8 protein-coding genes are annotated in these 17,188 nt (G+C 40.3%); 3 read left to right on the top strand and 5 right to left on the bottom strand.

The window, feature by feature from the left end:
• Positions 1 to 258: 258 nt before the first annotated feature.
• A complete protein-coding gene (locus AC0L6N_RS02015; RefSeq protein WP_473478425.1) occupies positions 259 to 1,659 on the bottom strand; it encodes a sugar porter family MFS transporter in 1,401 nt (466 codons plus the stop codon).
• Between the two features lie 735 nt (positions 1,660 to 2,394).
• Between AC0L6N_RS02015 and AC0L6N_RS02010 the strand changes: the two genes are divergently transcribed.
• Complete coding sequence (locus AC0L6N_RS02010; RefSeq protein ID WP_473478422.1) at positions 2,395 to 4,167, top strand: ThuA domain-containing protein; 1,773 nt, start codon at positions 2,395 to 2,397, stop codon at positions 4,165 to 4,167.
• A gap of 684 nt (positions 4,168 to 4,851) precedes the next feature.
• Here AC0L6N_RS02010 and AC0L6N_RS02005 read toward each other — a convergent pair.
• Positions 4,852 to 5,748 (bottom strand): hypothetical protein, encoded by an 897-nt coding sequence (locus AC0L6N_RS02005; protein WP_473478419.1) that lies wholly within the window; start codon positions 5,746 to 5,748, stop codon positions 4,852 to 4,854.
• Between the two features lie 185 nt (positions 5,749 to 5,933).
• On the opposite strand from AC0L6N_RS02005, the gene AC0L6N_RS02000 reads away from it, so the two are divergent.
• Positions 5,934 to 7,721 carry a glycoside hydrolase family 43 protein gene (locus AC0L6N_RS02000; protein WP_473478417.1) on the top strand — a complete coding sequence of 596 codons (1,788 nt, stop codon included), beginning with the start codon at positions 5,934 to 5,936 and terminating at the stop codon, positions 7,719 to 7,721.
• Between the two features lie 1,021 nt (positions 7,722 to 8,742).
• Positions 8,743 to 11,682 (top strand): TonB-dependent receptor, encoded by a 2,940-nt coding sequence (locus tag AC0L6N_RS01995; protein ID WP_473478415.1) that lies wholly within the window; start codon positions 8,743 to 8,745, stop codon positions 11,680 to 11,682.
• 1,002 nt (positions 11,683 to 12,684) lie between these two features.
• On the opposite strand, the gene AC0L6N_RS01990 is transcribed toward AC0L6N_RS01995, so the two are convergent.
• The 3 genes from AC0L6N_RS01990 to AC0L6N_RS01980 form a co-directional block, all read right to left on the bottom strand.
• Positions 12,685 to 14,445, bottom strand: coding sequence for a sulfatase-like hydrolase/transferase (locus tag AC0L6N_RS01990; protein WP_473478413.1), 1,761 nt, complete (start codon positions 14,443 to 14,445; stop codon positions 12,685 to 12,687).
• A gap of 361 nt (positions 14,446 to 14,806) precedes the next feature.
• Positions 14,807 to 16,174: a TrkH family potassium uptake protein gene (locus AC0L6N_RS01985; protein WP_473478410.1), complete on the bottom strand. Its 1,368-nt coding sequence runs from the start codon at positions 16,172 to 16,174 to the stop codon at positions 14,807 to 14,809.
• Positions 16,171 to 16,830, bottom strand: a complete 660-nt coding sequence (locus AC0L6N_RS01980; RefSeq protein ID WP_473478407.1) for a potassium channel family protein — start codon at positions 16,828 to 16,830, stop codon at positions 16,171 to 16,173. Before AC0L6N_RS01980 ends, AC0L6N_RS01985 begins: the two co-directional genes overlap by 4 nt.
• Positions 16,831 to 17,188: the final 358 nt, after the last annotated feature.

The following is a 17,188-nucleotide window of genomic DNA, read 5'->3' as shown; positions in this document are numbered from 1 at the left end:
AGCCTCCGATGCTATTTAATCAGAACAACAAACAAGACGCATTGAAATAAATCAAATGAGTATCCTGCTAACACGCAATCAACGTATTTACATGGGTATAAATATGATAGGAAGTGGTGGCGCGAGATATCCCAGGTGATCCCTCCTAAATCTATAGGCGTTTATTACTAGACCTCTTATTCAGAAAGAGTACGAGGTCTAATAAGTTAAATGATTAACACTATTTTAAGGGCGTTAAATACCGAGAATACCCCTTAGCTATCCCTGCATTTCCTCTAGTGTTTTTCCTTTGGTTTCGTAAATATATTTAACAACAAAGAAGATAGAAAGCAATGCACACATCGAGTAGAATCCGTATGCGCCAGCAAGCCCAACGCCTGCAAGTAAAATTGGAAATGTCATCGTTATAATAAAATTAGCGCCCCACTGTGCTAGTCCGGCGATAGCAAGCCCCGAGCCACGAATTTGGTTAGGAAACATTTCCCCTAACATGACCCACATGACGGGTCCCCATGAAAGGTTAAAGAAAAACACATAAGCATTAGCGGCGATCAGGGCTAAAGTACCATAGCCCCCCATATCTAAATCACCCGACGGTAGAACATCTGAATTTAAAAATGCATACACCATCAAACTTAAAGTAATTGTCATACCAACGGACCCAGTTAACAAAAAGGGTTTACGACCCCACTTATCAATCATAACCATTACGATAAGGCATGCGGCAATACTTACAGCGCCACTAATAATATTGATAAGCAAAGCGTCTCCTTCTGAAAAGCCGACGGCTTGCCACAATACGGAGCCATAATAAAACACGACGTTGATTCCGACCATTTGTTGAAATACCGCGAGCCCTATACCCACCCAAACGATAGGTCTGACTTTAGAGGTTGCCTTGTCTATTAGATCCGATAGCTTTGGTTCGTGCATATTTTCTGATAATGACGTCTTGATTTGATTTAGTGTTTGTTCACCCCCTTCCCTTCCATACAATTTACGCAGGATCTTTAGTGATTTTTCTCCTTTTTTATTTAGCATCAAGTATCTAGGGCTCTCAGGTATGGTCATGAGCAGTAGCAAGAATAAAGTCGCTGGAATAAGTTCAATCCAGAACATCCAGCGCCAAGCCTCAAACCCCCACCAAAATTCAGCTGTTGATGCTCCTGCTACCTTTGCTAAAAAAAAGTTACTAATAAAAGCACAAAACAACCCAAATATAATAGCGACCTGTTGAATTGAAGATAATCTGCCACGCAAATGGGCTGGTGCAATTTCACTAATGTACGCGGGAGCCATTATTGAGGCAGCCCCTACCGCTAACCCACCTAAAATTCGATAAAAAATAAAACAACTCGATGACTCAGCAATCCCCGATCCCCAAGCACTAATAATAAAAAATGCAGCAGATATAAGAAGCAAAGATTTACGACCAAATTTGTCCGCAAGTCGTCCTGCTGTAAAAGCCCCGACAGCACATCCTAGTAGCATACTTGCAACATTAAACCCCGTGCCGACGCTGTCTGATTCGAAAGCTAATCTAAGGCCATCAACTGTCCCATTAATGACACCACTATCAAAACCAAATAAAAAGCCACCTATAGTGGCAACACAGCTAACCAATACAATGAACAGAATATTATTCTTGTTATCACTCATTTTCATTTCCTCGAATTCAATTAGCTTAATCAACAGACAATGGATGAATGCGATTTATTGCCTTTCAGCCGTCATGTTGCTATACAAAACATCAATATTTCTAATTCACTTCCCACACGAATGTGATGTACTAAGCGCCATGTGCACAAGGTATGATCAGTATCAATCGCAATTAGTAAGTGACTTTACGCAATAAGCTTCAGTAACTGACGGAGAAGCGTTGCTTCATAAACATTTTTTACTCCACTTTTTCAGATAAGGGATTGTGATGACTTAAGTGTCTTGCCCTTCGTCCAATCGAACCAAATATTTGGTAGGCCCACGATGACACAATACGACTAATTTTGATTGATTAAGCTTATTGCATGTTAATTTTTAGTTCAAGCATGTTTAATAATAGTTAAAAACTTCTTTAGCCACACCCTGGATTTGGATAGAGCCTTACGCTAAAGTGCAAGACTATTAATATAAAAGAAAGATAAAGCATTGATTTTATTAAAGAAATAAACAAAAATGCTGATTTATACTTATGAATTCTGCTCTGAGTTTAGTGACTAGATTTTCAGAGTTGACAAAACACCCCACCCATCAATAACAATCACAATAAATCAAAAAGCATTGTAACTTACTTTTAGTTAGTTATTATGAGGCTTACTCCTTTCCTTTGTTTAATACATGAGCTCATAAGGTTTAACTTGAGATCTGAGGCTATATAGACACCATGATGGTAAAGATATGTACAATATTTCTATGCTCCCTAGCAAAATAAAACAAACAACTATGTTCTTAGGCTTAATGTGTTTAAGCCACTTAGTAAGCGCAATACCTGATAAAGGTATTTCTGTGCTTCTCGTAACTGGCCAATCCAACATTGCGCACAACTGGCGAGTCAGCCATAAAGTTTTAGCTGCGCAATTACACGACGCCAAAATATTTTCGGTAAACATTCAATCTGCATATTCATTAGAGAAAACAGTCGAAAGTTTCTCACCAAATTGGTCTGATTATGATGTTGTATTGTTAGATTACGAGGGCCCAGAATGGTCTAAAGAAACAGAGATAGCATTTGAAACCTATATAGAAGCTGGCGGCGGTCTAGTGCTTGTTCATGCCGCAGACAATGCGTTTCCGCACTGGCCAGCCTTTAACAACATGATTGGCGTAGGCGGTTGGGGAAATGCGAATTTACACGAACCGAAGCTATATCCAAACCAGCCCAACAAGCAAAAAGGTCGCGACGAGACCTCCGGTCCTAGAATATACTGGGAAAACGGTCACGTAGTTAGAGACGACAGTAGTGGCGGAGCTTTTCATCCCACCAAGCACGATTTTTTGGTTAGCGTTCGCGCCCCAAATCATCCAATAACTAAGGGGTTACCAGATAGTTGGTTACAAGGAGCCGACGAATTGTATTCTAATCTCAGAGGACCTATTGGTAATCTCAAAGTTCTGGCTACCGGCATTGCTAATCCCAAATTTGCAAAAGCCGATCGAAAACACGAACCTGTGGTAATGGTTTCAAATTATGGAAAAGGACGAATATTTCACATGACATTGGGCCATGTAGGGAAAGCGGACGATGAAAATACTTTATCAATGCGCAATGCAAGTTTTACGACCTTGTTAAGCAGAGGAACGGAATGGGCAGCAACGGGCTCAGTTACTCAACTTGTTCCAGATGACTTCCCTAACGCATACGCAACGTCTTATCGTCCAAGCGCCATTGCAGGCTGGGACGACTTACTTGATGCTAAACTCAGTAAGTTTGAAAAATTCATTGGTATTCCGCATACAACGGTTAAAGATTTATCTCTAAATACGTTTCAGGCTGAAGATGTGCGTACAGGTATACCTCTGGGGTTAAATAATGATCCTAAAGCTGTATTTTCTACCTACCAAGAGAATGGCAAAACCATTTTAGCTGTCAGTGGCGAGATATACGGCAGTCTAACCACCACAAAAAATTATGAGAACTACCATTTTCAAGCTAAATACCGTTGGTTAAATAAAAAGTGGGAACCTCGATTACAAAAGCCAAGAGACAACGGCATTCTGTTTCATAGCTATGGTAAACACGGAGACTTTTGGCACGTCTGGAAAAAAAGCTTAGAGTTCCAAATTCAGGAAAATGACAATGGAGATTTTATTACTATAGGTGGTACGTCTGCAAAAGTCCCTTATCAGTCAAAAAGTGGTCAACGAGGCATTTACGATCCATACAAACCCTATCTCGAATTCCAAGGCTACTTGAGCGCTTACCCAGAGCCCGATCGCCCCAATGGAAATTGGAACACGATTGATTTATACACTTTTGGAGATAAAGCAATCTATGTGGTCAACGATAAAGTGGTTATGTCTTTAAAGGATGCGAAAAACCATCTAGGAGAAGCACTTCGTAGAGGTCAAATTCAAATTCAGTCAGAAGCTGCGGAAATAGAATATAAGGACGTACGTATACGTGATATTGATGAACTGCCGCCCTTGCTCGAGCTAAAGTCTAAACTATAGGACTGCCTCATTAAGCCCTAAATACCACAACCCTTTCTGAACTAATTCACTACATAGAACGCATTTACGGGTTAGTTAGAATTGGTAGTCCCACACATGAAGATTAGATATTAATCACCGGAGTGCCCGAGTATCGTATTAATTTAAGCTGGGTGCACTTGCGGGCAAATCTGAAGTATATTTAAAAATTTAATATCTAAACAAGCTAGCGTTGGTAAACATAAGAGACCAAATTGTGGCCTTCTATGAATAGATATTTTTCTTTCGTTAAATACAGTTCAATTATGTATCACAATGCCTTCTACCATAACTGTTCAGAATTTTACGGCTTGGATGTGGCAATTCTGATGTCATCGATACAGCCTATTTCATCATGGGTTTAGCCAACTGGAAGGTACGGTTGACTAGTTTAATTTTTCTAATTGGTCATATAGGTTGTGAAAATAGATTTTTGATATGATACGCCGGCTTCATGGCGAGGTTATAAGTTGATTAATACCAATGCTAATTCTCGGGCTAAGTATCTAGAGCGCGAATTAAGAAAAGCTGCTGATGAGAATTAATTTTTTTCGAAAAGCTCTTAGCTCAAAACTGAACTAACATCGCCATTTTTAAAAGGCTGACTGTCAGGTCTTAGCAGTCAAACTACAACTAAGCATTAGTCTCTGTTGCCTAGCTCGCTTACTAATTCTTTCGCAATAACAATGGTTTTAAGTCACTTGGTGTCGCAGCTTTAGCGCCACCTTTATCAGCACCTGTTAACCACCAATAAACCATACCGGCATCTGAACAATCAAATTTACCCGTCTGAAAAGGCACGACACCATCTTGTTCGGCATACGAAAGCATTTCCCAAATGAAAGATAAACCATGTTCGCTATTATTTTTTGCCCAATCCCACGCTTCGATAGGGGTCTGTAAACCAACGTTTTGGTCGCCGATTTGATACTCCTCAATTCCAAAATCTAATATTTGCTGCCACGTAAAATAGTCTCCACTATTGTCATTAGCAGGGTGGTGAGATACAACCTTCACATGTTTGCGTTTTTCATTCTTGGCTTTTGCTAGGGCATAGCCTATTAAGTCTGGCTCACCAGCTTCTACTATCCAAAGAGGAGAATCTTGTGATGTCCTGTTAATAGCATTTACTAAGTCCTCGATTGCAGTTTCCTGCTCTTTTCTGCAGTTATATAAGTGTACAACACTGTCAAATGGGCCAAAAAGATTGAGTGACTCGTTAATTGAGCTTCCCAGAACCCGCTGGCGCCGGCTTTCATTTTCAGAGTTAATTTGGTATGTCGCTTTGTTTCTAAAAGGATCGAGATCACAAGAATGCGATATATGAACTAAGCGATTTGCAGCTCCTGCACTTTGCAATAGCTTAAGCATCACAGGCGTCGCTCCGATGTCATCGGGATCTGGCGAATTACCATCAATCACTATTGCAAGATGGCCTTTTGGTATTTTAACTTCAGTAGAATAGTTAAATTTTTCATATTGCTTGTCTGTTTGGCTTTCAAGTGGGGAGCTACAGGCAGTAATTAATAAAGTCGTAATTAATATCAAAATTAGTGCTTTCATGCTTTCTTCCTAAGAATTCCATACGTATGTCGCACAAATAGTATTGTGCAGCGGGAAAGGGCCAAATAGCTAAATGCATCAAAATGATCAGTTGTGACCAAATAGTTGCCAATAGTAATCATAATGTGTCACGATGTAAATCTTGTTAATTAAATAAGTCCTGCTTTTAGGGTGCGTACAACGATATGATGAAATTGAAAGTTATGAATTATAAATCAGTTGGCTTTACTGCCATTTTGGTCTCTGTTTTGACTGCTTGTCAGACTCAAACCAGTTCCGTAGTCACGAATGAAATAGACAAGGACCCACAATCTCAAACGGGTAGTTTTGGGGATCAGGGAGACGGCACGTACATAAATCCTATATTGAATGCAGATTACCCTGACTCAGATATTGAGCAGGTGGGTGACACTTACTACATGATCACCTCAAAGCAGCACATGTCACCTGGTATGCCAATTTTAAAATCTCAAGATATGGTTAACTGGGAAAATGTCGGACATGCGTTTGCTAATTTATCTTGGGCGCCTGAATATAATTGGGACCGAATGAATGGTTACTCATTTGGTGTCTGGGCTGGGGACATCGCTTATCACGAAGGTAAGTGGTACGTGTACCAGATAGACTACCAACATGGCTTGATGGTAACGACTGCAGATAATATAGAAGGCCCTTGGAGCGAACCAATTATGATGCTCCCTAACGCTGATGTTCTTGATGACCCTGGGGTTTTTTGGGATGAGGATACTAAAGAAGCTTATGTAATTATTAACACAGGTACCAAACAAAAAAGTGATAGCAATAAAATAGAAGGTAACGAGAATCGAATATATAGGATGAGCTGGGACGGCACTAAGATCCTCGACGAAGGAAAACTCGCATATACCGGCGTAGGCGCTGAAGCCGCAAGGGTTTATAAAAAAGATGGCTTCTGGTACATATTTTTAGCGCAATGGACAATAGGTGATCCTTCTACCAAGCCTGGTGTCAAAAACCCTAAGAACGACAGAAAACAAATAGTTCTTCGTTCTAAGGATAGTATTTATGGGCCCTATGAAGTGCGTACTGTCTTAGAAAAGGGCTCTGCATTTGGTAACCGCAGCGCGAGCCAAGGCGCTTTGATGCAGGCTCCCGATAAAAGTTGGTGGTACATGCACCAGCTTATTCAGAACGATGATATTCCATTTCAAGGGCGGCCGCAGAACTTAGAGCCTGTTACCTGGATAGATGATTGGCCGATGATTGGCGTCGATGAAGACAACGATGGAATAGGAGAACCAGTAAAACGCTTCGAAAAACCAATCAAAGGTTATCCAGTCACCGCGCCGAAGTCTGACGATACCTTCTCAAATACTAAGCTTGGACCACAATGGGAATGGAACCATAATCCAAGGAATTCCCACTGGTCTTTAACAGAGCGTCCCGGCTGGCTGCGTTTGAAAGCAAGTAAAGTATTACCGCAAAGTGCTCAGTATGGCCCTAAAATTAATGAGTGGACCAACAACGACGGCTCAGACGGTGATTTCTGGCGTGCTAATAATACACTCAGTCAACGGATAATGGGCACTACAACAGGAACGGCAGTTGCTAAATTTGATATCAGTGGAATTGCTCCGAATCAGTTAGCGGGCTTCGTCAGATATGGTGGTACATTTAATTTGCTTGGAGTAGAAGGCTTAGATAACGGTAACAAACGATTGTTCTATATGGATGGAATGAGTAACAAAACTGAAGGTCCTCTAATAACGAGCGAAAAATTATTCGTTCGAACTTCAAATGCAAGAAATCAGGCAACTTACGAATACAGCACCGATGGCAAAATATTCAATTCATTCGGCCCCACTTTTACCATTAGTTTTGGAAAGTGGACTGGCGACCGGCTAGGATTTTTCTCATGGAATGAAAACCAAGACGCTGGTCATATCGATGTAGACTGGTTCAAATACGATTATGATGGACCGAAGGGTAAATAACGCGTTGATATTATAAAGCCTAGTAAGTAGCGGAAATTTTTTCGCTGCTTAACCCTGTTGATTGGTAATGATGATTGCCTTCTGTAAAAAGTCACCTGGACCTTAGACCTATTAACATGCAATTGTAAATTGCCTTTAACCAATAGTTATTGAAAAGTCGAATTTATCTATACCATATATAATTTAACCACTCCGAATGACTGATAATGATTGGTAAGAATTACTCTCTATTTAGACAGGAAGCAATTATCCAGAGTACTCCATGGTAAAAATAGAAATCTTAAAGGCTATTCGTGGGCATATAAATAACAAATCGGTATGGCATGAAGTCCTCACTTTGATCGAAAATTGCTAAAAGCCAAGTCTTACTCAAGGCAACATATCTTCATTGTTGATCATAACAAACTCGCTCACTGCATAGCTTTTACTGTGGCGTTTGAAGCGACAAATCTACCTCTATTTATTCTGATTATAGTAAATTAGGTTCATGTAATTCGGGAGATTGCGCCAATTTATTATCCTTATTTACGAGAAAAATTTTTAAAGTAGCTCCTACCTTATTACTCTTATAATCACGTGCTTTTCAACTACCTCAAGTGTTCCAATATAATTTTTCCCTGACCGTTTTTTAAAGATATAGGCTGTAAAACAAGTTTATTAATCTTCGCTACTAGGCAAGATATGTAACTATCAAAATTTCCGACTCCAAACATACTTAATGAATATCAATAAGAAGACAAAAGCAACATTTTGAGCGATTATGACCAAAGGTGTTTACATTTGATTTAGTACTGGTTAAAGTGCAACGGTATTGTTAATTAAAAGTAAACGGTACGTGTTTGAAATTGGTTAAAAGAAATGAATTAAATCTGGTGGCGAGTGGTATCTCACTTTCGCTCAGTACTAATTTTTGAAGGTCAGCACAGAAACCTATTTTCTGAAGGCATGATCGACAGTTGGTCTAGGGAAATACCTAATCTCAGTTCATCAGGCATTAACAAATGTCTCACGAGGATAAAAAATGCAACATACTCTAAAACACAAACTATTATATCTGGCCTGTTGTTCAGCATTTGGCACCACTGGTAATGCTGCAGCTCAAACTGAGACTGCAAACCCTGACGTTGAAGTTATTCAGGTTCTTGGCATCCGTTCTTCTTTGAGCAGCGCCTTAGACCGCAAACGAGAAGCGCCAAATGCAGTCGATTCAATTACAGCTGAAGACTTAGGTAAGTTTCCCGACCAAAATATAGCAGAATCGCTACAACGCGTTTCAGGAGTATTTATCGATCGGCAGTCAGGAGAAGGCTCAAAAATCACCGTTCGAGGGTTCGGGCCCGAATTTAACTCCGTTCGTTTGAACAATCGAACAATTGCCACGATAGATGTGGGAGAAGTAGATATATTTTTTTCCAGTGTAAATTTATCTCGTGCATTCGATTTTCAAGCCCTTGCAGCTGAAGTACTCACCGGTGCTGACGTAGTGAAAACGCCTACATCTGACTTATGGGAAGGTAGTCTAGGTGCGAGCATTAATATGCGCACTGCTCGTCCGTTAGATAATATCGGCTTACATATGTCGGGATCAGCACAAGGACGATACCAAGATTTGGGCGAGGAATGGGGACCGCGCTTTTCAGGAATTGTAAGCAATACGTTTGCTGACGACACCATGGGCCTGTTAGTAGCAGTTTCATATGAAGACCGAAGTTCTCGACTAGAGGAGTATAGAGGTGGCCCATGGACATATTATAATGGTCCTACCGTAGACTCTGACGAGAATGTTGAATTTCGATTTCCACAAGGAATGGGGCAAAGCTTCACCATTGATGACCGGAAACGATTAAGTATTAGTAGTACATACCAGTACGAACCAAATGAAAACATGGGTATGACGGTTGACGCACTTTATGTGGATTTTAACCGTGAAACAACGACTCAAGGTATCAACGCACCGTTACAATTTCCATTTTTCTCAGACGTCGAAATTAATGAGAATGGCACGGCAACATCTTTTACTAAGACATTTGGCCCAGTTGACTATCGATTTGAGGAAGGGGGCGGCGACAGTGAAACAGTCGCACTCGGCTGGAACGGATATTTATATTTAGACAATGGCCTATCTTTTACCGCCGATGTATCTTGGTCTCGCGCAGAAGCGACCAATGCCGCCACTCGATTACAGGCAGCGATAAAAGACAATAATCCGTGGAACAATCCATTACAGCCAGGAACGATTGATGATCCATTAGCTGGACAAACTAGCCCTGATTTTCGTAACAACATTATTACTTGGACAAATGGAGATGTACCATCTTGGTCTACGTCTCTCGACTTAGCAGATCCAGCAAATGCTAGAGCTCATGTTGCACTAACCCCGTCAATCCAATTAGAAGATGAAGTACTTGAAGGTCGATTTGATGTTAAATATGAGTTGGATTATGGCTCATTAAGAGGCCTCAAGAGTGGGGTGTTTTACAGTGAGCGTACAAAATCAGCATTACCCTTTAACTCTGGAATTTATCGCCCAACGAACCCTGATGGACCATTCGATCCAGGTTATACTTCAGCAGGACCATTGTTTGCTGACAATAACTTCGTCGCGCATTTTGACCCTACTGACGGCGTTCAAGCTCCCTGGGAAGCCATCAACGTACCTAATGGTCCTCGACCAAATATAGGGGGTCGTTTTTTCTCTTTACCTTTCGATATTTTCACCCCGGTGTCAGTTCCTGACTTGTTGAGTGATTCGGGCGCCGACTTTCCGCGCTCATTTCTGTTAACAGATAAGGAGGGTTATTGTCAGGCAATAAGAGAAGGCTCAGGCAACAATGATGTTTGCTCTTCCCAGGCTCGCCCTGATCTTGCCAGACGTGTTCAAGAGAAAACATATGGTGCATATGTAAGACTAGACCTTGATGGTGAATTTCAAGATCTACCTTGGGCAGCAAATTTCGGCCTTAGATATGTTGAAACTGAAACCACGGCTTCAGGCCCGTCTGTTGAGTTAATTCGAATCGATCCCGTTGATGCTGATGGAGCCACATCTGGTTTAGACTACGTCACTACTGAAAGGCAGCAACTTACAGCAGATAACTCTTATTCAAATATATTACCAAGTGCAAATTTCAAGTTGTCGCTCAGTGATAGTGTCGATTTTAGAGCTGCAGTTTCAAAAGTCATTACCCGCCCTAATTTAGGTTCAATCACTCCAAACCAGAGTTTTAGCGGATTATTTGGACTTTCCAACCGTTCATCGAACAATACAGATCTCAAACCATTCGAAGCTTGGCAATATGATGGTTCAATAGAATACTATGCTGACAACGGTAATGCTTTTTCAATATCCTTATTCTATAAAGACATTGATACATTCATTTCTGAAACAACAGAGCTTGTTCCATCTGGTTTCAGTCATCCTGCTTTTGGCGAAATTATCTTTAGGGATACAGCTGACCGGAATCGTGATGGGGGATCAATTCAAGGTTACGAGCTTGCTGGGCTAGCATATTTAGACTTTTTACCAGGTTTTCTTAGTAAAACGGGTATTCAAGCGAACTATACATTTGTAACCGGTCAGGACGATGAGGCCGCTATAGGTAATAATAGTTTACCCTTGGCAACAACTCCAGGCTCTGGTCTCGAAGGATTCACCCCCCATTCTTATAACTTGATTGCATTCTATGAAGACGAGAGTTTTTCAACGAGGGTATCTTGGAACTGGCGCGATAAATTCCTTGTTCGTCGTTCAGGCGGTGCCGGTATTGCAGAGCACTTTGATGAATACGGGCAGTTGGATTTAGGCTTTGGTTACACGGTAAACGAAAATATCAAACTGACGTTTGACGTCAGTAACGTACTGGACACTAATACAATTAGGTATGCTGATGTTCGAGAGCGTGTCATCCTAAATGAGTACACTGGACGCCGTGCTTTACTGGGTGTTCGAGCTACCTTTTAGCCTTAAAAACTAAACCTGTATAAAGGCTCTGTAAACTAATATTTTACAGAGCTTTTATGTTTCTGAAGCGTAATCATACGCACGACGTCTCGCTGTTAGATAAGCCAAATGAGAACAAGGAGATATACCATAAGCTAACAAAGCAGTTTTAAATAACTCAAGAGTAAGGTGTAAAGCAAGCCACCTAATCCAACCAAATTTTTTATAAACCTAAACCGCATCTACCTGTTACTAATCATACTATTTATTAGCAAATAACATGAAACCACCTTAGAGCTTGTGAAATACAGCCTAAGATAGTTAACGCTAATCAAATCAAAGTACTTGAATCTAAGATAAAACTTCTTGGACCCATTCGGTTAAAGTATTCTTTTAATGTGGGCAACAAACATTTATTACCCAAGATGCTTATAATACATGTTTGATATTAATCACAGTGTATTCTACAGCTGGCTAGAGTAGCCTAAACCTGCCAGAAAATGGCGGGGCCTCGCAGGAGAGTTCAGCATTGATTATTTGCACAAACTGATGCTGAAGGACGTTATTTGCTAAAAAGCCGAGACGACGAGGCGAAAGTCATCACTTCATTATACTTAACTTTGTACAGCGACAGTTGTAATACATCTGCCCTGAACATCCCATACGTGAAAAATGCCCCCCGACCTTTCCCTAGCTCAGGCTCATGGTAAATGCCTATATCCTGCAGTAACTCTAGATTAATCTTCTTGATGTGTGCTGAGTTGCCAATGCGGTATTTATTGATTAAGCAGGTAATCTTAATCGTGGTAAGAATGGTGCTTGGAATAAAGCTGCTACTAATAGGGTGATACGTTCATTTTGATCAGGATATTTATACAAATAACTACGCCCAATCGCCTGAAACAAGATTATTAATTTATCTTAAGTTCACCTAACCGCTGCGAATAATAAATCACTTGCATGCGGTTAGGCGGGTTTAAAAGCTATTTCGAGTTTAGGTTACTGGATTGAGTTAGAGCCACGTTATTTTTCATAAGTACGTATGCTAATTTTGCTCTCTTGAAAGCCAATCCGATGCGCAACGACTTTCAACTTAGTTCCATCCTCAATAAAAAATGGGCTCTTATATAGCTCCCATTCTGATGGTTCTAAACCTTTATCTATAATTTTGTACGCTATTGTCGCACCTCTCGTTGGGCTAAGGATTGTTACGATCCCACCAATGATATCCACTTTAGGAGTCTGAGTTATAGGTTGAGTATCATGGCCATTCCACAAGTTTTTAATTAGCTGCCGCTCTGGAATATTTGGCGTATCACCAATGTCGCCTAACCAGCGATCCATCTCGGTACTCAATTCAGCAACCTTTTCTTTATACTGGGACATTCCAGCTAGATTGTGCAACTCGTCAGGATCATTTTTCGTGTCAAATAGCTCTTCTTTTGGCTTACTTTTTCTAAACCATTGAGACTGATATTCATTTAATTTCCCCTCATCCCTTAAACGCAATAATTCCTGCATGGTTGGGATTTTTTCACGGTATGCGACTGGTAAATAGTAACCCTGTTCAGGGCGATAATTTCGAATATATTTGAATCGCTTATCTTTTACTGCACGAATAGCATCGGTAAATCCGTCAAATCGATCTGCGGCTGCATGAATATACTTGCGTTTAGGGCTTTTGCTGTGAATGAAGTTACGACCTTGTATGTAGGCTGGTATTTGGATTCCAGCTAGCGCCATAGTGGTTGGAGCAAAATCTACAAAACTAATTAATTGATCATCAACCGTTGCTGCACTTTCAGCATGAGGATAACGAATAATCATGGGAACTTTTAAGCCACTGTCATAGATTAAGCGTTTTTGGCGAGGTAATGGCCCGCCATGGTCAGAGTAAAATACGATAATGGTATTATCATATAAACCATCATCTTTTAACTGCTGCAAAAGAGCTCCCATTTGTTTATCCGTTTCTGCAAGATTATTATACATTTTCCACATATCTCGGCGTACAGTCGGTGTATCTGGTAAATACGGCGGAATATTAAACGCAGTATCTTGAGGCAAGTAAACAGCTGTTTCGCTTTCACTCGTTTTTGTTAACTGATGCTGGGGTAGCTTCGAGATCTTGTCTGCATCATCAGAAAAATAGTAACGTGATTCTATTTTTCTGAATCCATAAGGCTCAAATAGTCCAGATTCATGAGTTGTTGTGAAATTAAACACTGAGAAAAAAGGTTTATCTTTAGGACGGTTTCGCCAATGAGCATAAGGACTACTGTCATCCCATGCCCCCTTAGGGGCCTGAAATTGATAATCAGTTTTGAGGTTATTCGTTGTATAATAACCATTCTCACGCATGTATTGACTAAGCATTTTAGCATCTGAGGGTGGTATCGCTTCGTATTTGGGCAGACCTGTTTCTTCAGTATTCGATGTGGTCCGCATATTATTGGCCCCGAAAGACGTTGGGTACATTCCCATTGCCAATGCTGCTCGGCTAGGTGAACATACGCCTGAAGTAGAGAACACGTTAGTATATTTCACCCCTTGCGCCGCTAAACTACTAATGGTCGGTGTTTCAATAGTATGGTCACCATAATCTGGAAGAATAGGACTCATGTCTTCCAATACTAACCACACTATGTTTGGCTTTTTTTTATCAACTTTTGTTATATTTTCAGTACTTTCAGGGAGAGTTTTACTATCTGAACTTGCGTGATGAAAAGCAGCCACCCACATTAAAACTGAGATAGTAGCGCCTATAAATAATGACCGATTCATATGTCACCTTATGTATTGTTGGCTATCTGGAATACGCACCTAAAGTGCCTAATATATAAAAATAAGCAAACTGCTCATTTAACATCAAATAATACCATCATTAAAATCATTATTGGTCAATATAAGTCACAATAATCTTAACAAATCTCACAAGTCCATAACAAAATTTCACTTATGACTTTATGGAACTGCCGACAAAATGCGTAAGGGTTAGTTTATTGATTTAAGTTAAGACCTCGTACTAAACGCTAAAGTAAATTTTGATTGTTACAAATATCAATATTGGCAGGCCTTATTCTTTGACCTTAATTAACGTCGCAGCGAAACTATAAGATACAAACAAGTAAACGTACTTTTAATTTCAACCAACTTGGATTTCAGCATCAGCGTAACGGACTTTACGGGGTTTAGGAGTGGCTAAAAAGTAAGCGAAACTTAATGGACCGACGCGGCCAACTACCATCATGAAAATAATTACGACTTCTCCAGTTTCACTTAATTGCCCAGTTAGCCCACGAGACAAGCCTACTGTACTCAGCGCGGACACAACTTCAAATACGATATCTAAAAATGGCGCATTTTCAATAACCGCCAATATAAATGTTCCTATAAATATCATGCCTATCGATATAATTGCTAAAGATAAAGCTTTAAGAACCTGTACTTGAGGTATGGTGCGATTTAACACTGTTACTCGGGTTCTTCGACGTAAAAATGTGTAAGTAGTCATAATTAGAACGACGAAGGTGCCGAGCTTTAAACCACTGGCTGTACTTAACGAGCCTCCGCCGATAAACATCAATAAAATGGTGAGGGTTGTACTAGCATCGGTGAGTTGCTCAATAGGCAAAGTATTGAAGCCAGCCGTGCGAGGAGTGACAGCTTGAAACCAAGCGGCGATAGCTTGTTCCATTAAAGGTAAAGCCCCTAACGTATTAGGATTTTTTGCTTCGAGAAGCCAAATAAGAAAGAATGCAATGACATTAATCACAAGCGTTGCTAATAATACTATGCGTGTGTTTACACTTAGTTTTCGCCAGCGCTTATTGGCTTTAATATCGATTAAAACAGCAAAACCAATGCCACCAATAATGAACAAAACAGTGATGATCACGTTAACCGAAATATTAGCGGAATAAGCAGACAAGCTATCGCTGCGAAGAGCAAAACCTGCATTGTTAAATGCTGATAATGTATAGAAAAAAGCTTGATAAGCAGCTTCAGTGAAGCCGTACTCATTGAGCCACACAGCGGTGAGCAAAATAAAGCCTATCAGCTCAATGACGATTGAGTAACATAAGACAAATTTGGCCGTTTGAATAACTTTTTCCATGCTAGTTTGATCCATGGCCTCCTTCAACACGATCTGCTGATTTAAGCCTAATCGCGCACCTAAACTAATAGCCGCGACTACAGCAAAAGTCATAAACCCTAAGCCGCCGGCCTGAATGAGTCCAGCGATCACCACCTGACCAAAAGTCGTGAAATGACTACCCGTATCAACAACAACCAAACCAGTTACGGTCACTGCAGAAGTAGCAGTAAAAAGTGCTTTAATAAAGGAGGTTTCGACCGACGATGCAGCGGGTATCATCAACAATCCCGCACCAATAAAGATCAATACTATGAAACCCAAAATAAGTACTGCCGGCGGACTTAAATTAATATTTAGTGCTGAAGACTGCTTGCTTTGTTTGTAAGGCTTTACACTCGGGTCCCAAGGTTTCATTTGGTATAAAATTCTGGAGCTAATCTTTTCAAAGCAGTGAGGGGGCCACTTAAAATAAGAGAATCTCTGTCCTGCAATAAAAAGTCATCATCAATATGTTTCAATATTTCATTGTTACGACGAACTAGCATTGGCTCAATACTAGAACGTGCTTTGCCTAAAAGTTTTTTCACCGACAAATTAGGGTGCTGAGATTTGATTTCAACTTCCACTATATATAATCCATTCCCAATAGACATATATTGATTCATCATCGGATAATTTAGCGATTGAGCAACCCTTAGGCCAATTTCTTCCTCTGGATGAATAATCCTTGAAACCCCCAGTTTACTTAAAATAACGTGGTGAGGTTGAGTAGTTGCCTTTACCCATATTTCTTTTATATTTAGTGACTTAAGAAGAAGCACACATAATATACTGGCTTCAAGACTATCACCAATTGCAACTAAAACCGCATCGCATGATGCGATATCTAGTTCTTTTAATGAGTGTTCGTCAGTCGCATCTGCGACCGCTGAAAGAGTCAACTTATCTGACACTCCATTAATCAACTTAGGATCTAAGTCAACTCCGACAACGGAGTTCCCTAAGCGCATTAATTCCAACGATGCCGCTAGTCCAAATTGACCTAAACCAATTACTGCAAATTGACTCATACTTCACTCTTTAATTTACGCCATCGAATGGACAGCGATCTTAGTATATTAGTCGACAGAACCCAATAAGCATGGCAGACAAAAACATCACGAAATGTGACCATTTTTTCGAAATTAATGACCTCTATCCCGCATACCTTTATTTGGCATCGAGATGCTATTTTATCGGTTAAAATAATAAGCTGAGCCCCCCGATATACAACCCCCTAATCATGTCAGAAGCAGCTAGCCAAACACTTGATTAATTCTTTGCGGAGCATAGCCACCCTCAGGAATTATCAGGGTAATTTGATGAGCACATAAATGTCGATATTTTAAGTAATACTGACTTTCTCGTGCTTATTATTTATCTAACCTA

This window comes from Paraglaciecola sp. G1-13 (assembly GCF_055809255.1).
The sequence above is the reverse complement of the archived record's forward strand: the minus strand, read 5'-3'. Positions and strand labels throughout refer to the sequence as shown.

Bases quoted from the DNA above. Each gene is read 5' to 3' on its own strand.
- AC0L6N_RS02015 (WP_473478425.1), bottom strand. From the start codon at position 1,659: ATGAGTGATAACAAGAATAATATTCTGTTCATTGTATTGGTTAGCTGT.
- AC0L6N_RS02010 (WP_473478422.1), top strand. From the start codon at position 2,395: ATGTACAATATTTCTATGCTCCCTAGCAAAATAAAACAAACAACTATG.
- AC0L6N_RS02005 (WP_473478419.1), bottom strand. From the start codon at position 5,748: ATGAAAGCACTAATTTTGATATTAATTACGACTTTATTAATTACTGCC.
- AC0L6N_RS02000 (WP_473478417.1), top strand. From the start codon at position 5,934: ATGATGAAATTGAAAGTTATGAATTATAAATCAGTTGGCTTTACTGCC.
- AC0L6N_RS01995 (WP_473478415.1), top strand. From the start codon at position 8,743: ATGCAACATACTCTAAAACACAAACTATTATATCTGGCCTGTTGTTCA.
- AC0L6N_RS01990 (WP_473478413.1), bottom strand. From the start codon at position 14,445: ATGAATCGGTCATTATTTATAGGCGCTACTATCTCAGTTTTAATGTGG.
- AC0L6N_RS01985 (WP_473478410.1), bottom strand. From the start codon at position 16,174: ATGAAACCTTGGGACCCGAGTGTAAAGCCTTACAAACAAAGCAAGCAG.
- AC0L6N_RS01980 (WP_473478407.1), bottom strand. From the start codon at position 16,830: ATGAGTCAATTTGCAGTAATTGGTTTAGGTCAATTTGGACTAGCGGCA.